General features: G+C 71.0%; 15 protein-coding genes and 1 pseudogene. 5 read left to right on the top strand and 11 right to left on the bottom strand.

The features are described from left to right. From BZL64_RS41070 to BZL64_RS11240, 3 genes and pseudogenes are all read left to right on the top strand, one after another. Positions 1–157 (top strand): annotated as a pseudogene (locus tag BZL64_RS41070) (ABC transporter); the annotation flags it as partial. Next, positions 157–1,059: a metal ABC transporter permease gene (locus BZL64_RS11245; RefSeq protein ID WP_086768622.1), complete on the top strand. Its 903-nt coding sequence runs from the start codon at positions 157–159 to the stop codon at positions 1,057–1,059. The pseudogene BZL64_RS41070 and the gene BZL64_RS11245, both read left to right, overlap by 1 nt. Before the next feature lie 59 nt (positions 1,060–1,118). Continuing rightward, the gene (locus tag BZL64_RS11240) at positions 1,119–1,538 is read left to right on the top strand and encodes a Fur family transcriptional regulator (protein WP_086768620.1); all 420 of its coding nucleotides are present in this window, start codon (positions 1,119–1,121) and stop codon (positions 1,536–1,538) included. 76 nt (positions 1,539–1,614) lie between these two features. Here the strand turns inward: BZL64_RS11240 and BZL64_RS11235 are convergent, their stop codons facing one another. Then, positions 1,615–2,448 (bottom strand): isoprenyl transferase, encoded by an 834-nt coding sequence (locus BZL64_RS11235; protein WP_086768618.1) that lies wholly within the window; start codon positions 2,446–2,448, stop codon positions 1,615–1,617. 46 nt (positions 2,449–2,494) lie between these two features. Then, the gene (gene recO, locus BZL64_RS11230; protein ID WP_086768616.1) at positions 2,495–3,241 is read right to left on the bottom strand and encodes a DNA repair protein RecO; all 747 of its coding nucleotides are present in this window, start codon (positions 3,239–3,241) and stop codon (positions 2,495–2,497) included. Positions 3,242–3,387: 146 nt separating this feature from the next. Between recO and bla the strand changes: the two genes are divergently transcribed. Further along, a complete protein-coding gene (gene bla / locus BZL64_RS11225; RefSeq protein WP_086768631.1) occupies positions 3,388–4,284 on the top strand; it encodes a class A beta-lactamase in 897 nt (298 codons plus the stop codon). Positions 4,285–4,315: 31 nt separating this feature from the next. On the opposite strand, the gene BZL64_RS11220 is transcribed toward bla, so the two are convergent. The 6 genes from BZL64_RS11220 to BZL64_RS11195 form a co-directional block, all read right to left on the bottom strand. Then, positions 4,316–5,299 carry a DUF6879 family protein gene (locus BZL64_RS11220; RefSeq protein WP_086768614.1) on the bottom strand — a complete coding sequence of 328 codons (984 nt, stop codon included), beginning with the start codon at positions 5,297–5,299 and terminating at the stop codon, positions 4,316–4,318. 78 nt (positions 5,300–5,377) lie between these two features. Further along, on the bottom strand, positions 5,378–6,352 hold the full coding sequence (locus BZL64_RS11215; protein WP_086768612.1) for an SCO2521 family protein: 975 nt from the start codon (positions 6,350–6,352) through the stop codon (positions 5,378–5,380). A gap of 1 nt (position 6,353) precedes the next feature. Beyond that, on the bottom strand, positions 6,354–7,340 hold the full coding sequence (locus BZL64_RS11210) for an SCO2522 family protein (RefSeq protein ID WP_086768609.1): 987 nt from the start codon (positions 7,338–7,340) through the stop codon (positions 6,354–6,356). Beyond that, a complete protein-coding gene (locus BZL64_RS11205) occupies positions 7,337–8,257 on the bottom strand; it encodes an SCO2523 family variant P-loop protein (protein WP_086768607.1) in 921 nt (306 codons plus the stop codon). Before BZL64_RS11205 ends, BZL64_RS11210 begins: the two co-directional genes overlap by 4 nt. A gap of 3 nt (positions 8,258–8,260) precedes the next feature. Further along, complete coding sequence (locus tag BZL64_RS11200; protein ID WP_086768629.1) at positions 8,261–10,123, bottom strand: SCO2524 family protein; 1,863 nt, start codon at positions 10,121–10,123, stop codon at positions 8,261–8,263. 70 nt (positions 10,124–10,193) lie between these two features. After that, positions 10,194–10,991, bottom strand: coding sequence for an SCO2525 family SAM-dependent methyltransferase (locus tag BZL64_RS11195; protein WP_167396122.1), 798 nt, complete (start codon positions 10,989–10,991; stop codon positions 10,194–10,196). A gap of 238 nt (positions 10,992–11,229) precedes the next feature. Between BZL64_RS11195 and BZL64_RS11190 the strand changes: the two genes are divergently transcribed. Next, entirely contained in the window at positions 11,230–11,691 is a 462-nt protein-coding gene (locus tag BZL64_RS11190; RefSeq protein ID WP_244205301.1) for a GNAT family N-acetyltransferase, read from the top strand. On the opposite strand, the gene BZL64_RS11185 is transcribed toward BZL64_RS11190, so the two are convergent. From BZL64_RS11185 to BZL64_RS11175, 3 genes are all read right to left on the bottom strand, one after another. Further along, positions 11,672–12,136, bottom strand: coding sequence for a protein-tyrosine phosphatase family protein (locus BZL64_RS11185; protein ID WP_086768601.1), 465 nt, complete (start codon positions 12,134–12,136; stop codon positions 11,672–11,674). The genes BZL64_RS11190 and BZL64_RS11185 overlap by 20 nt on opposite strands. Positions 12,137–12,209: 73 nt before the next feature. Next, positions 12,210–12,896 carry a response regulator gene (locus tag BZL64_RS11180; RefSeq protein WP_086768599.1) on the bottom strand — a complete coding sequence of 229 codons (687 nt, stop codon included), beginning with the start codon at positions 12,894–12,896 and terminating at the stop codon, positions 12,210–12,212. Next, entirely contained in the window at positions 12,893–14,110 is a 1,218-nt protein-coding gene (locus tag BZL64_RS11175) for a sensor histidine kinase (RefSeq protein WP_086768598.1), read from the bottom strand. The genes BZL64_RS11180 and BZL64_RS11175 overlap by 4 nt, the downstream gene beginning before the upstream one ends. Between the last annotated feature and the right edge of the window lie 22 nt (positions 14,111–14,132).

Here is a 14,132-nt window from a genome sequence, read left to right as displayed (position 1 = left end):
CCTCATCGACCGGGCCGTCGTCCTGCGCGACGGCTGCGTCACGCACGACGGCCCGCCGCCGCGCGCCGTCGGCCAGCACGCGCTGCCCGGCCACGACCACGTACACCCGCACGCTCCGGCGGGCGCCGAACCGATCCGCACGGGACTGCTGAGCTGATGGACATCCTCGACTACGCCTTCATGCAGCGGGCCCTGCTCGCCGCCGTCCTGGTCGGCATCACCGCGCCCGCCGTCGGCATCTACCTCGTTCAGCGCCGCCAGGCCCTCATGGGCGACGGCATCGGCCACGTCGCGATGACCGGCGTCGGCCTCGGCTTCCTGCTGTCCTGGTCCCCGGTCTGGATGGCCACCGCCGTCTCCGTCCTCGGCGCCGTCCTCATGGAACTGATCCGCTGGTACGGCAAGACCCGCGGCGACATCGCCCTCGCCATGCTCTTCTACGGCGGCATGGCCGGCGGCGTGATGTTCATCAACCTCGCGCCGACCGGCTCCAACGCCAACCTGACCTCGTACCTCTTCGGCTCGCTGTCGACGGTGTCCGAGTCGGACGTCTCCGCGATCTGCATCCTCGCGGCCTTCGTGGTCCTCGTCACCGTCGGACTGCGCCGGCAGCTGTTCGCCGTCAGCCAGGACGAGGAGTTCGCACGCGTCACCGGGCTCCCGGTGCGCGCCCTGAACCTGCTGACGGCGATCACCGCGGCGGTCACCGTGACCGTCGCCATGCGCGTGGTCGGCCTGCTGCTGGTGTCGGCGCTGATGGTGGTGCCGGTGGCGGCGGCCCAGCAGCTCAGCCGCAGCTTCGCGGCGACCTTCGCCATCTCGGTCGCGATCGGCGTCAGCGTGACCATCGGCGGCACGGTCACGTCGTACTACCAGGACGTTCCGCCCGGCGCGACGATCGTGCTGCTGACCATCGGCGCGTTCGTCCTGCTGACCGCGCTGGCCACCCCGCTGGCCCGGCGCCGCGCCCGCGCCGCAGCCGCCGCGCAGCCCGCCGGAGATCCGGCGGAGTGCTCGATTCCGGCCACCCGAGGAACGGGTGACCGAGACGGCGTCTGACCGCACACAGTCCGGACTGGCACAATGGCCCGGCAAAGCGCAGACGTGAGGAGGAAACGGTGACCACCGCTGGATCGCCCGTGAAGGGCCGAGCCACCCGGCAGCGTGCCGCCGTGGCCGCGGCGCTCGACGAGGTCGACGAGTTCCGCAGCGCTCAGGATCTCCACGACATGCTCAAGCACAAGGGCGACTCCGTCGGGCTGACCACGGTCTACCGCACCCTGCAGACCCTCGCCGACGCCGGCGAGGTCGACGTGCTGCGCACCTCCGACGGCGAGTCCGTCTACCGCCGCTGCTCCACCGGCGAACACCACCACCACCTCGTCTGCCGCGCCTGCGGCAAGGCGGTCGAGGTCGAGGGCCCGGCCGTCGAGAAGTGGGCGGAGGCCATCGCCTCGGAACACGGGTTCGTGAACGTGGCGCACACGGTGGAGATCTTCGGCACCTGCTCCGACTGCGCGACGGCCTCCGGCGGCTGAGCGGGGTCTACTCAGCGGGGTCTCGTGCGGGTGGGGTGCCGGGACTGCCTGGGGGCTTCGCCCCCAGACGGGCTGTTCACTCCTGCCCGTCTTTCATGGCCAGCAGCTCCTCGTTGGGGATCGCGCCGCCGAAGCGGCGGTCGCGGGAGGCGAACTCCAGGCAGGCCCGCCACAGGTCGCGGCGGTCGAAGTCCGGCCACAGGACGTCCTGGAAGACCATCTCCGCGTAGGCGCTCTGCCACAGCAGGTAGTTGGACGTGCGCATCTCGCCGCTCGGGCGCAGGAACAGGTCCACGTCCGGCATGTCCGGGTAGTACATGTACTTCTGCAGCGTCTTCTCGTTGACCTTCGACGGGTCGAGACGGCCCGCCTTCACGTCCTCGGCGAGAGCCATCGCCGCGTCGGCGATCTCCGCGCGCCCGCCGTAGTTCATGCAGAAGTACAGAGTGAGACGGTTGTTGTCCTTCGTCTGCTCCTGGGCGATCTGGAGCTCCTTGGCGACCGACTTCCACAGCTTGGGCATACGGCCCACCCAGCGCACCCGGATACCCAGCTCGTCGAGCTGGTCACGGGTCTTGCGGATGAAGTCGCGGTTGAAGTTCATCAGGAAGCGCACCTCGTCGGGCGAGCGCTTCCAGTTCTCGGTGGAGAAGGCGTACAGGGAGATGTTCCGCACACCGATCTCGACGCCGCCCTGAAGGACGTCCATCACCCGCTCGGCGCCCACCTTGTGGCCCTCGGTGCGGGGCAGGCCCCGCTCCTTCGCCCAGCGGCCGTTGCCGTCCATGACGATCGCGACATGCTCGGGGACCAGCTCGCCGGGGAGCTTCGGCGCGCGGGCGCCGGACGGGTGCGGCTCCGGCGCCTTGTACTCCCGACGCTGCCGCCCCAGGAACCCGCGTACGACCATGTGCTTCTCGTCTCCTCTTGCGTTTCGGCTTGTTTCTGCTTCTCGGCTACTTCTCGACGTACCGCAGGGAGCGCAGCCCGCGCTCCAGGTGCCAGTGCAGGTAGGCGGACACCAGCCCGCTGCCCTCCCGGACGTGCCGCGCCTCGCAGGCGTCCGCGGTCTCCCAGTCTCCCGTGAGCAGCGCGCCCAGCAGGACCAGGGCCTCCGGCGAGGGTACGACGCTGCCGGGCACCCGGCAGTCCGCGCAGACGGAGCCGCCGGAGGCGACGGAGAAGAACCGGTTCGGGCCGGGCATGCCGCACTTCGCGCAGTCGCCGAAGCTGGGCGCGTAGCCGTTGACGGCGAGGGAGCGCAGCAGGAAGGCGTCCAGCACCAGGTGGGGGGCGTGCTCGCCGCGGGCGAGGGTGCGCAGGGCCCCGACGAGCAGCAGGTACTGCTGCACGGCCGGTTCCCCTTCGTGGTCGGTGAACCGCTCGGCGGTCTCCAGCATGGCCGTGCCGGCGGTGTACCGGGCGTAGTCGGTGACGATGCCACCGCCGTACGGCGCGATGGTCTCGCTCTGCGTGCACAGCGGAAGCCCGCGCCCGATCAGTTCGCTCCCCCGCGCGAAGAACTGCACGTCCACATGCGAGAAGGGCTCCAGCCGGGCCCCGAACTTCGACTTGGTCCGCCGCACCCCACGAGCCACGGCCCGCACCCGGCCATGACCGCGCGTAAGAAGCGTGATGATCCGGTCCGCCTCGCCCAGCTTCTGGGTGCGCAGCACGATGCCGTCGTCGCGGAACAGACTCATGCCGCCATTCTCGCCTACGCGGGGAGGGCGGCGGGCACGAACCCGCGCTCGCAACCGTGCGGCCGGGCAGGGCGTCCGTGATCAAGGAGGGCACTCCGGAGACCACCGGGGTTCCCCGACCCAGTCACCGACGGACGGAGAGAACCATCCCAGGCTCGACGAACCGCCGTACCCTGCTCACCACCGCGGGCGCCGTGACCGCGGCCTCCCTGCTGGGCGCCGGCCAGGCCGCCGCCCGTGCCGCCGACGGCACCGATCCCGTCGGCGCCCGCCTGAGGGCCCTGGAGGAGGCGCACGGCGCCCGCCTCGGCGTCTTCGCGTACAACGTGCGCACCCGGCGTTCCGTGCGCCACCGGGCCGCCGAACGCTTCCCGGTCTGCTCCCTGTTCAAGGTCCTCGCGGTCGCCGCCGTCCTGCGCGACCTGGACCGGAACGGCGAGGTCCTGGCCCGCCGCATCCACTTCACCGCCGACGACCTGGTGGAGAACTCGCCCGAGACCGAGCTGCACGTGGCCGACGGCATGACTGTCGCCGAGCTGTGCGACGCGGCGATCCGCCGCAGCGACAACACGGCCGCCAACCTGCTGCTGCGCGAGCTGGGCGGCCCGGCCGCGGTCACCCGCTTCGCCCGGTCGATCGGTGACCGGTTCACCCGGCTCGACCGGTGGGAGCCGGAGCTGAACTCGGCCGAGCCGTGGCGGGTGACGGACACCACGACGCCGTACGCGATCGGCCGCTCGTACGCCCGGCTGGTGCTGGGCGACGAGCTGGCGGCGCACGACCGGCGGCGGCTGACGGACTGGATGCTCGCCAACCGCACCAGCGACAACCGCTTCCGCGCCGGGCTGCCGCCCGCCTGGACGCTCGCCGACAAGACCGGCGGCGGCTGGTACGGCGCCAACAACGACGCCGGGATCGCCTGGACCCCCGACGGCACGCCCGTCGTGCTGGTGGTCCAGGTCACCATGCCGGAGCGGGAAGCGGCCTACGACCACGCCCTGATCGTGGAGACGACGAAGCTGCTGGCGGCGACGCTCGGCTGAGGCACCGCCCGGGGCCGGGCCGGGCGGCGCGTCAGTCGCCGTCCGGGTCGGCCCCCGGCGTCAGCACGGGCACGGTGTCGGGCGTGCCGTTGGGGGAGATCTCCGCGGAGGCGTCCCACAGCTGGTTGAAGCGCCGGATCAGCGGCTGGACCTCGTCCGCTCGGGCGTTCACCGTGGTCGAGGAGTTCACGCTGAGCTGGTCTGCGTGGATCTCGTAGGTCAGCGCCCCGTCGAAGACGATCCAGTCGATCATCTTGCCGCGCCGCAGATGCGCCGGGAGGTGTTCCAGGACCACGACCCGGACCTGGATGCCGATCTGGCGCTGCTCGTCGCAGATCGGGGCGAGCGCGGAACGCTCCTGACTCTCCTTGACGATGAACAACCGCCGTACGCTGACGCCCCGTTCGAGGATCGCCTCGCGCTGGGCGGTGAGATAGCGGCTCGCGGGTTCGGTGGACCAGAAGCCGTCGTCGACGACGCTGGTGCTGATGGCGTCGATGCTGCTTCTGGTGCACTTGGTGAGCGTCATCAGCCAGTCGTGGTTCTCGCCGGGCGTCTCGGCGCTGAGGTTGGTGAGGTCCTCCATCTGCGCGGCGAGGCGGTTGATCTCCTCGTGCGCGAACTCGTGCAGGATGTCGGGCCCCATGGAGACGACCTTGGTGGCGTGCTCGGCGAGCCGGGGCACCCCGTCGCCGCGCAGCTTCTCCACCTCGTTGAAGAGCTTCGTGGCCTCGCCTATGTCGGCGAAGCGCTTCTCCACGACGTCCTTGAGTTCGCTGAGCTGGTTCACGAACGACGCCATGAACTGGACGATCAGGACCGTGCCGCCGCACAGCACGGACAGCACCAGCTGCCAGGGTCCTTCCTCCTTCGGCAGCAGGACGTTGGTGAGTATGTAGACCACTCCGCCCACCACTATGGTGACCAGGAGTTTCAGCGTGAGCTGACGTGCGCTGTCGTTGTCGGACCGCCGCTGCTGGCCGCTTCGGAAGTACGAGTTCGTCGGTGCGCTCATCTCTCTTTCTCCCCCCGTTGGGATCGTGCGTCGAGTGGTGCGTCGAATCGTGCTCGGACAGGTGTTGCGATGCCGCCGTCAGGACGCGGTGAGCGCGTCGCTCCGGGTGAGGAGCTGGACGGCGAGCTGGTCCCGGATGCGCTGGGCCAGACTCGTCCACTGTCTGCTGAATCCCGGAGTCTCCTCCAGTTCCTGCCACAGGGCGTTCAGGGTGCGGTCGACGCGCGCCTGCGGCATCCACAGGTGCAGCAGGTGGTCGACGAGCGGGCGCAGCACCTTGAGTGCGGCGCGGCCGTCGGCGGAGCCGAGCCGCAGGCCGTCGAGTTTGTCGGCGACGGTGGTGAGCAGCCAGTCGTGCAGGGCGAGGTCCTCGCAGAGCGTTGCCGCCGCGGCGGGTGAGGTCCCGCGGGGCAGCCGCAGTTCGACGACGCGCCGGCCGTCGTCGGCGACGGTGAAGTGCGGGGCGGCCGGTTCACCGTCGGCGGCCGGCAGGGCGGCCCAGCGCAGGCTGGTGTCGGTGGTGTTGAGCGGGGTGTCGTAGTCGAGCAGCCGGTGCTGGCGGGAGATCCGCGCGAGGAGGCTCTCGGCGACCGAGCCGACGTCCAGCTCGTCCTGCTGCTGTCCCGTCAGGAAGCCTTTGACGACGGCCTGCCGGGCGAGTCTGCCGACGGGGACGAGGACACCGGGGCGGACCAGGTAGTAGCCCCAGGGCTGCCGCCGGTCGGGGCCGTCGGCGGGGGCGGCGAAGTGGGCGGTGGCCTGGAGCACCCGGCCCTCGACGAGGGCGGCGCGGGCGGTCACGGTGCCGACGGCGCGAATCTTGGCGCCGCCCGCGGTGGGCAGCCGGCAGTCGACGCCGGTGAGGATGTCCGGGGAGACGGCGTGCCGGTTGGGGCGCCGGGAGAGCCGGACGCGTTCGTCGGCGCGCAGCCGCAGCAGCCGTTCGGCGACCTGCTCGTCGACCGCGTCCCGAGTGGGCAGCAGGCAGGTGCGGACCTCCCCGCAGGCGAGGACCGTCTCCGTATCCCTGGACTCCTCCTCGGGCGCGCTCATGTCACAGCCCCGGCGGGAAGACGTAGGAGGTGCGGTCCACGATGCCCGCGGGGACGGGCATGCCCTCGGCGGCGGACCGTTCGGCGATCTGCCGTAACGCCTCGGACTCGACGTGGACCTGGTCCAGGACGACGCGTACGGCGTGCTCGACGGGCAGGAAGCGGGCCGGGAGGACGCTGCAGGTGGCGTAGGCGGTGAAGGGCGCGGCGAGGGGGTTGAGACGCACCACGGGCGGCAGGGCGTCCCACTCGGCGGGGAACTCCTTGTCGTCCCAGGGGGCCGGGGTGAGCACGGCCCGGCCGTCGTGGCGCAGCAGGCCGAGCCGGACGAGTTGCCAGACGGAGGCGAGGAAGGCGCAGGACCAGAGGCGTTCCTCCTCGGGTCCGCTCCACAGTTCGACGTCGACGAAGACGGAGTGGCCGCGGGCGCCGGTCTCGCTGGGCGGTTCCCAGACGGCGCCGGTGGCGTCCAGGGCGGCGGAGGTGCGGTGGGAGGGGGTGCGTCGGCCGTTGGTGAGCCAGCCGGTGCGGCTGACGGGCGGGCGGAAGCCGTTGCTGCCGGGCGGCGGGGATTCCACCAGCCGGTGCAGGACGGCCTCGGCGAGTTCGGCCCGGTCGCGGTGGCCGGGTTCGGCGACGGCGCAGCCGGACTCGCGGGCCAGGTAGTCGATGCTCAGGCCGGCCTCGGCGGCGGCCTGCAGCAGCGGTGGTATGAGTTCGGCGGGGGTGGACAGCCGGCTGAAGTAGTCGTCGATGAGGAAGCAGGTGCTGATCCGGGGCCGTTTGCCGGCCGGCAGCGGGCCGACGGCGGCGCGGGCGGCGTCCACCCAGGGCCGTACGGCGGCGAAGTGGCGGCGCAGCCGGGCGGGGCCCTCGGCGAAGTCCTCCATGTACAAGTGGCCGAGTTCCAGGGAGAGATGGGAGAACGGCACGGATTCGGTGCGCGGCTGTGCGCTGGTCTCCCGGAAGACGGTTCCCGGCCCGCTCACAGTTGCCCCCAGTGCTTGTCCTCGGTCAGGCGCTGGGCGAGTTCGCCCATCTTCTGCCAGGTCTCCACATTCGCGATCCGCCGGTCGTGCACGTCCTCGTCGGTGATGAGCCGCTCCTGCCACTGCAGGACGGGTTCCAGTGGAATGGACGACAGGACGCGGGTCTTGCCGATGCCGCGGGCTGCCGCGATTTCCTCCAACTGGGTGTCGCACTGCCGCATCCACGCGTACTGCGCGGCCGAGACCTGCGACCACATCGGCGAGTCGAGATTGGGTACGGCGGCCCGGACGAAGCGGATCGAGGCGGAAAGCGCGTCGGTCTCGTGGCCCATGGCGACACCGGCCTGCACAATGCCCTGTTTCCCGTACACGAGTTCGGCGGCGGCCATGACGTGCTGACGGGTCCAGCGGTGATAGACGAGCCAGCGTGTTTTCAGGCGGCCGAGTCCGCCGCGGGGTGAGGTGGCGGCGAGGGCGAGGTCCATCGCATAACTGCGTCCGGCGCTCAAGTCCACGATGATGACGTCGAATTCGCGTTTCAGGCGCAGGACGAGATCGACGCAGCGGTGCAGGTTCTCCTCGTCGGTGACGAATTCGCCGCCGGTGCGGTCTCCGGGCAGCAGGACGAGCCGTCCCGAGCCGCCGGGCCGGCTGCGCAGCACGGGGTGTTCGGTGCGCGACCAGACGTCGACGCGCAGGGGTTCGCCGGTCTTGCCCTTGAGGTAGGAGTGCAGGCCGCGCCCTTCGGCCTCGGAGAGGACGTCGGGCAGGTCGAAGACGGCCGCCGCGGTGGGCGAGCCGAAGTCGAAGTCCAGGTAGCAGACGTCGTCCCCGTCCAGCGCGCGGTGGTAGGCGAGGTTGGCGCTGGTCACGGACCGGCCGGTGCCCCCCTTGTCGGAGGCGGCGAACACGAGCACGCCTCAGACCCCCCGGTAGCCGGAGCCGCCGCGGGCCCGGGAGAGCGAGTCCAGCCGGCTGAGCACGCCGAGCGCCAGCGCGTAGGCGGTGCCGGGCTGTTCGTCGACGAGGAGGCGGGCCCGGCGCAGGTCGGCCTCGATGCCCTTGACCTCTTCGCCCTGGGGGCTCTTGGGGGCGGGCGAGGGCTGTTCCATCTGCTCCTTGCCGAAGAGGTGGGCCGCCTCGCTGATCAACGCGCGTGCGAGCAAGGAGAGTTCGGCGCTGCGGATGGGCGGCTGGTCGTAGAGGGCGTGGGCGGCGACCATGCACTCGGTGACGCGCTCGGTCATGCTCCAGGACACCGGGCCCTGGCGGTGCGGGGATTCGGGGTAGACGGCGTGGACGTTGTCCCAGAGGCCGACGCCCGGTCCTTCGCTGATGCGGCGCTGCCAGAGGTGGTCGAGGATGTCCTCGGCGAGCCGCAGCAGCCGGTCCTGGGAGGCGATGTTGCGGGACAGCGAGCAGAGTTGGATGGTCCGCTTGAGCAGCTGGGCGGAGAAGTCGGTCATCGTCCACTTCATGGGCGGGCCGACGGTCTCGCTGCCGAGCAGGGGCAGGGTGACACCGGGGTTGTGCAGGCCGACCGCCGGGTCGTCGCGGGTCATGCCGCTGGTGATGCGGCCGCGTTCGGCGAGGCGTTCCATGACGGCGACGGTGCGGGTGAGGTCGTCGTCGGTGGCGCGGCGGCGGACCAGGTCGTGGACGAGGATGGAGGCGACGGAGAGGGAGAAGTACTCCGACTCCAGTTGCTGGAGCGTGGTGCGCCAGGGGATCTCCTCCAGCGGCCAGGTGCCGTCGCCGAACCGGGCGATGGCCGACCAGTACTGCTGGGTGATCTCCCAGCGCAGCCGCAGGGCGTCGGCGAGTTTCTGCTGTTCGGCGGTGAGCAGGCCGAGGACGAGGGTGCGCTCGGAGAACAGGTCGGGGATGCCGTCGAGGGCGACCACGGTGAAGTACAGGTAGGGCGTGGGGTGGGCGACGCCGGCGGGCTGCTTGCCGATCGCCTCGCCGGTCTGCGGTTCCACCTCGACCTCGGGGGCGCCCTTCACCAGGCTCCAGGCCCAGCCGCATTCGAAGAGGCGGTTCTCGTTGCGCAGGTCGTCGGTGACGTCGGTGTCGAGACCGAGGGTGACGCTCTCGCTGATGACGGCGCGCAGGGCCTTGAAGCGTTCCTGGAAGCGCTGGAGGACCTGGCGTTCGGAGAGCCGGCCCTGGCCGAGCAGCCGGGTGAGGGACTGTCCCTGGTCGGAGGAGACGTCGACGACGTTGACGGTGAAGGAGCGCAGCAGGCTGACCATGGCGGCGGTCAGCCGGGCGCTGGTGGAGTCCCAGAGCCGGTCGATCTGCTTGATCGTGCTCGCGCGCTGGGTCTTGCCGCGGTAGACCTTGAGGAAGCCGAGGGTGGCGAGGCACAGGGTGACGGACATGGAGTAGCTGTCGACCACCCCCAGGTCCCGCTGTTCCTTGGAGAGTTCGTGCTTCGGGTCCTCGGCGGCGAAGTAGGCGCCGCCGGAGAAGGTGGGGTTCTCCTCGCCGCGGTGCTTCTCCATGAAGTCGGCGAGGACCTTGACCAGGTTCCCGGGGATCTCGCTGGAGTCGCCCGCGGTCCGCAGCGACCGCTCCACGTCCCGCTGGGTGGTGTCGGGATCGTCGAGGCGGAACGCGGTGATCTCGGTGGCCGGGTACAGCATGCAGAGCAGCCGCTCGGCGTCGGCGACGCTGCTCCGGCCTGCCGCGTCCCCCCAGTCCCATTCCCCGTCGCCGAAGGAATGGCGGGCGACGGCCTGCCACACTTCGAGCAGATTCTGTCTCGGCTTGATCTGCATGCCCATTCCCCTCGCACAGGCCCGTCACCACGCGATTCCACGTATTACCCCGTGATGGAACGCTGGGACGTCACTTTTTCCGTCGCCGGCCGCAGGCCAGAATCATTCCGGTGTATCCATGGCGGATCAATTGTTTCGGGTTGTCCAGGCAGGCGACCTTCATGTCCGCTTCGGCAAATGGGCCGAGTGCGGTACGCACTTCCCGGTCGTCGATATCACGGGCGGGAAACTCCTGCGCACCCACGCGGTATCCCTCGGAATGCTCCATGAACGCGGCGGCGAAAGGCGCGCCGGGTTTCAGAGAATTCATGAAGCAGCCCACACCTTCTCGGAATTCTTCGAGCGAGGTGGTGATGGATTCCGCGACGAAGAACATCGTGCCGAGATCCCAGGCGGGTTTCCTCCCGCGGAGGTCGAAAAGACTGCCCGGCAGGGGCTCCTGGACGACGTCCGCGAAGCGCGCCCTGGGCTCGGCGCCGAGGCCGGTATAGGCCGCGCTCTTGTCGCGCGGGCCGCTCTTGAGGACCTCCCAGAACTGGTCCCAGTTGGCGTCGTAGCCCGAGAGCTGACCGCGAAGGTAGGTGAGGTTCCGCTCGGCCCGCTCCAGGAGTGTGATCCGGCCACACCAGGGGAGCATCGCCAGGGCCGGATAGAGATTGGGCCCCGCGCCCACGTCGATACCGGAGCCGCCACGACCGCCGTACTTCGCGAAATGATCACTGAAGTGATCTCGTACCCGGATGAGGATCGCCCTGTCCACGGGCTGGATCTCCAGGTAATTGCGCTTGATGTACTCATCGGGATCGAAGGCGTCCCAGGGCACATCGGCATTCAGCTTTTCGGCGGTGGTCGGCGATCCCGAGGTCATTGGTTCAGCCTAGCAGGGCGCCGAGGTCTTGAAGGAGTGGATGCATCAGGCAATGATGAACCGTCAGGGTATGCATATCGGACAAGAGTGAGCACGCACGTCATTCGCTTTGTCGCTCCTTCTCCATCCCTCTCCATCTTCACAAGGGGACTGTATGACTCCTCTTCCTCGGGTTCCCGGACTTCCCGTGGGTCCCGGAGATCGTTCTCGGTCGGTCGCCGGTTCGACAGTGGACCAGGTGTCCCAGGAAACGCGATTACGGATCAGAGCGGCCACGGAGGAGGATCTCCCCCACATCGTCCGGCTCGACGAGGAGGCCTTCCCGACCGCCCCGTACCCCTACTTCGTGCTGCGCCAGCTCCTGGCCTCGTTCCCGGACTTCGTGTTCGTCGTGGACATGGGCCAGGACCTGGGCGGATACGTGCTCTCGACGCCGCCGGACGAGGCACGGAGCTGGATCCTCAGCCTCGGAATCTCCCCACCGCTGCAACGGCAGGGCCTGGGACGGCAGTTGATGACGAGGATCCTCGGGCACCTCCGCACCCGGGGCGTGCACTCCGTCACGCTCTCGGTGGAGCCGCGCAACGACACGGCGATCGCCCTGTACCGCTCCCTGGGCTTCGCCTCGGACCCCGGCGGCCCCCGCCCGGACTACTTCGGCCCCGGCGCCGACCGCCTCCTCATGACGCTCGCTCTGTGAGCCCCTCGAACCGCCGCACATAGCGACGCTGCCAGGGCGTCTCCACGGCGTGCCGGTCGTAGTTCCGGCGTACGAACTCCACGGCCTGCGCGGCCGGTACGCCGTCCAGCACCGCCAGACACGCCAGCGCCGTCCCCGTACGGCCGCGCCCGCCGCCGCAGGCGACCTCGAGCCTGTCGTCGGCGGCCCGCCGCCACGCCTCGGTGAGCGCCGTACGGGCGTCGGCGCGGTCCGCCGGCAGCCGGAAGTCGGGCCAGCGGATCCAGCGCGCCTCCCACGGCACCGCCGGGGGCTCACCACCGAGCAGATAGAGGCCGTACGTCGGGACCGGCGCCGCCGGGTCGAGGGCCCGGCGCAGCCCACGGCCACGCACCAGACGCCCGGACGGCAGCCGCAGCACGCCGGGCAGCTCGGCCGGCCAGGTCTCCTGTCGCGTCTCTTCCATGGGCCCATTCGAACCCGGCTCCGCGTGCGCGGGCAACCGATTCGGACCGACCGGTGATCGCGGGGCGAGGCGACTACGACCGGGGGCCGGTGTCCGTCGCCGCCGGGGTCACCAGCCCGGACTCGTAGGCCACGATGACGAGTTGGGCCCGGTCCCGCGCGCCCAGCTTGCCCATGATGCGGCTGACGTGGGTCTTCGCGGTGAGCGGGCTGAGGCCGAGGGTGTCGGCGATCTCCGTGTTGGTGAGTCCGCGCGCGACCAGGGCGAGCACCCCGCGCTCCCGTTCGGACAGGCACTCCGGGCCGCCGGTCGCGGCCGGTCCGGAGGGGCTGCTCAGGAAGCGGGCGATCAGGCGGGCGGTCGGCCCCGGCGAGAGCAGGGCCTCACCGGCGGCGACCGTGCGGATGGCGTCGAGGAGGTCGGCGGGCCGGGTGTCCTTCACCAGGAAGCCGGAGGCACCCGCGCGCAGCGCCTCGACGATGTTCTCGTCGGTGTCGTAGGTGGTCAGCACGAGCACCTTCACCCCGGCGAGGTCCTCGTCGGCGGCGATCAGCCGGGTCGCCTCGATGCCGTCGAGGTCGGGCATGCGGACGTCCATCACGACCAGGTCGGCGCGCTCGCGCCGGGCCAGCTCCACGGCCTCGCGGCCGGTGCCCGCCTGGCCGACGACCTCCATGTCCGGCGCCGACTCGACCAGCATCGCGAACGCGGCGCGCACCAGCGTCTGGTCGTCGGCCAGCAGCACCCGGATCGGACTCATCTGTGCTCCCTCATGTGCTGCTCCCCCATGCTCTGTTCCCGCGTGGCCGGTTGCCCCAGGGGCAGTACCGCGCTCACCTCGAAGCCCTTCCCCTCCCGCGGCCCCGCCTCCAGGACGCCGCCGATGCTGCGGGCCCGCTCCCGCATGCCGACCAGCCCGAATCCGGGCACCCCCGCGCCGGTCCCGCTCCCGTCGTCGGTCACGGTGACCCGCAGGGCGCCCGCGTCGTCGTGCACGGCGACCCGCACGTTCAGGTCGTCCCGCCCGCCGTGGCGTACGGCGTTGGTGAGGGCCTCCTGCACGATCCGGTAGACGGCCGCGCCGACCGCCGGCGGTACGTCCTCGCCGCGCACCGACAGGTCGACCCGCGCCCCGGCGGCCCGTGCGGTGTCGGCGAGGTCGGACAGTCCGTGCAGGCCGGGCAGCGGTCCGCGGGCCTCGGGTCCGCCGGGGTCGCGCAGCACCTCCAGCGTCGTACGGAGTTCGCCACGGGCGCTGCGGCAGGTCTCGGCGATGTCGTCGAGGGCCTTGGCGACGGCCGTGCGGTCGAGGCGGTCCGGGTCGGCGGTCAGGACGTGGGCGGCGACGGAGGTCTGCACCCCGATGAGGGTGATGCTGTGGGCGAGGAGGTCGTGCAGGTCTCGGGCGATGCGCAGGCGTTCCTCGGCGACCCGGCGGCGGGCCTCCTCCTCGCGGGTGCGTTCGGCGCGTTCGGCGCGTTCCAGGGCGGCGGCGGCGTTCTCGCGGTGGATGCGCAGGTAGCCGCCGAAGAGCAGGACGGAGACGATCCAGCCGGAGATCCGCAGGACCTCGGAGACCTGGTGCGGATTGACGAACGCGTTGACGGTGAGCGGGACGCTGAGCACGGCGACGCCGGTGAGGAGGGTGCGGCGGGCACTGCCGCTGACGGCGACGGAGTAGAGGGCGATCATCCCGACCGGTACGGCGGCGCTGTGCGCGTAGTCGAGGGCGTGGTACGGGCCGACGCACGCGACGACCGCGAGCATGACGAGCAGGGGGTGCCGGCGGCGGACCAGGAGTGGAAGCTGGGCGGCCAGCAGCAGCGTCCAGCCGACGAGGTCCGGGCGTCTGCCGTCCTCGACGGACAGGGCGAGGACGACGGCGACGGCGGCGGAGCCCGCGGCGAGGCAGGCGTCCGCCCGTGCCTGTCGCGTCCGGAGTTCCCGCACCGCTCCCCCTTTCCTCGCGGCCATCCTGCCCGAGCGGGGCGCCCCT

Source organism: Streptomyces bobili, from assembly GCF_002154575.1.
Taxonomy (GTDB): Bacteria; Actinomycetota; Actinomycetes; order Streptomycetales; family Streptomycetaceae; genus Streptomyces; species Streptomyces bobili.
This window is presented reverse-complemented; position numbering and strand designations above follow the sequence as displayed.

Excerpts from the sequence above, each read along its gene's own strand:
- BZL64_RS11245 (WP_086768622.1), top strand. The coding sequence starts at position 157 with ATGGACATCCTCGACTACGCCTTCATGCAGCGGGCCCTGCTCGCCGCC.
- BZL64_RS11235 (WP_086768618.1), bottom strand. The coding sequence starts at position 2,448 with ATGGTCGTACGCGGGTTCCTGGGGCGGCAGCGTCGGGAGTACAAGGCG.
- recO (WP_086768616.1), bottom strand. The coding sequence starts at position 3,241 with ATGAGTCTGTTCCGCGACGACGGCATCGTGCTGCGCACCCAGAAGCTG.
- BZL64_RS11220 (WP_086768614.1), bottom strand. The coding sequence starts at position 5,299 with ATGAGCGCACCGACGAACTCGTACTTCCGAAGCGGCCAGCAGCGGCGG.
- BZL64_RS11215 (WP_086768612.1), bottom strand. The coding sequence starts at position 6,352 with ATGAGCGCGCCCGAGGAGGAGTCCAGGGATACGGAGACGGTCCTCGCC.
- BZL64_RS11200 (WP_086768629.1), bottom strand. The coding sequence starts at position 10,123 with ATGCAGATCAAGCCGAGACAGAATCTGCTCGAAGTGTGGCAGGCCGTC.
- BZL64_RS11195 (WP_167396122.1), bottom strand. The coding sequence starts at position 10,991 with ATGACCTCGGGATCGCCGACCACCGCCGAAAAGCTGAATGCCGATGTG.
- BZL64_RS11185 (WP_086768601.1), bottom strand. The coding sequence starts at position 12,136 with ATGGAAGAGACGCGACAGGAGACCTGGCCGGCCGAGCTGCCCGGCGTG.
- BZL64_RS11180 (WP_086768599.1), bottom strand. The coding sequence starts at position 12,896 with ATGAGTCCGATCCGGGTGCTGCTGGCCGACGACCAGACGCTGGTGCGC.
- BZL64_RS11175 (WP_086768598.1), bottom strand. The coding sequence starts at position 14,110 with ATGGCCGCGAGGAAAGGGGGAGCGGTGCGGGAACTCCGGACGCGACAG.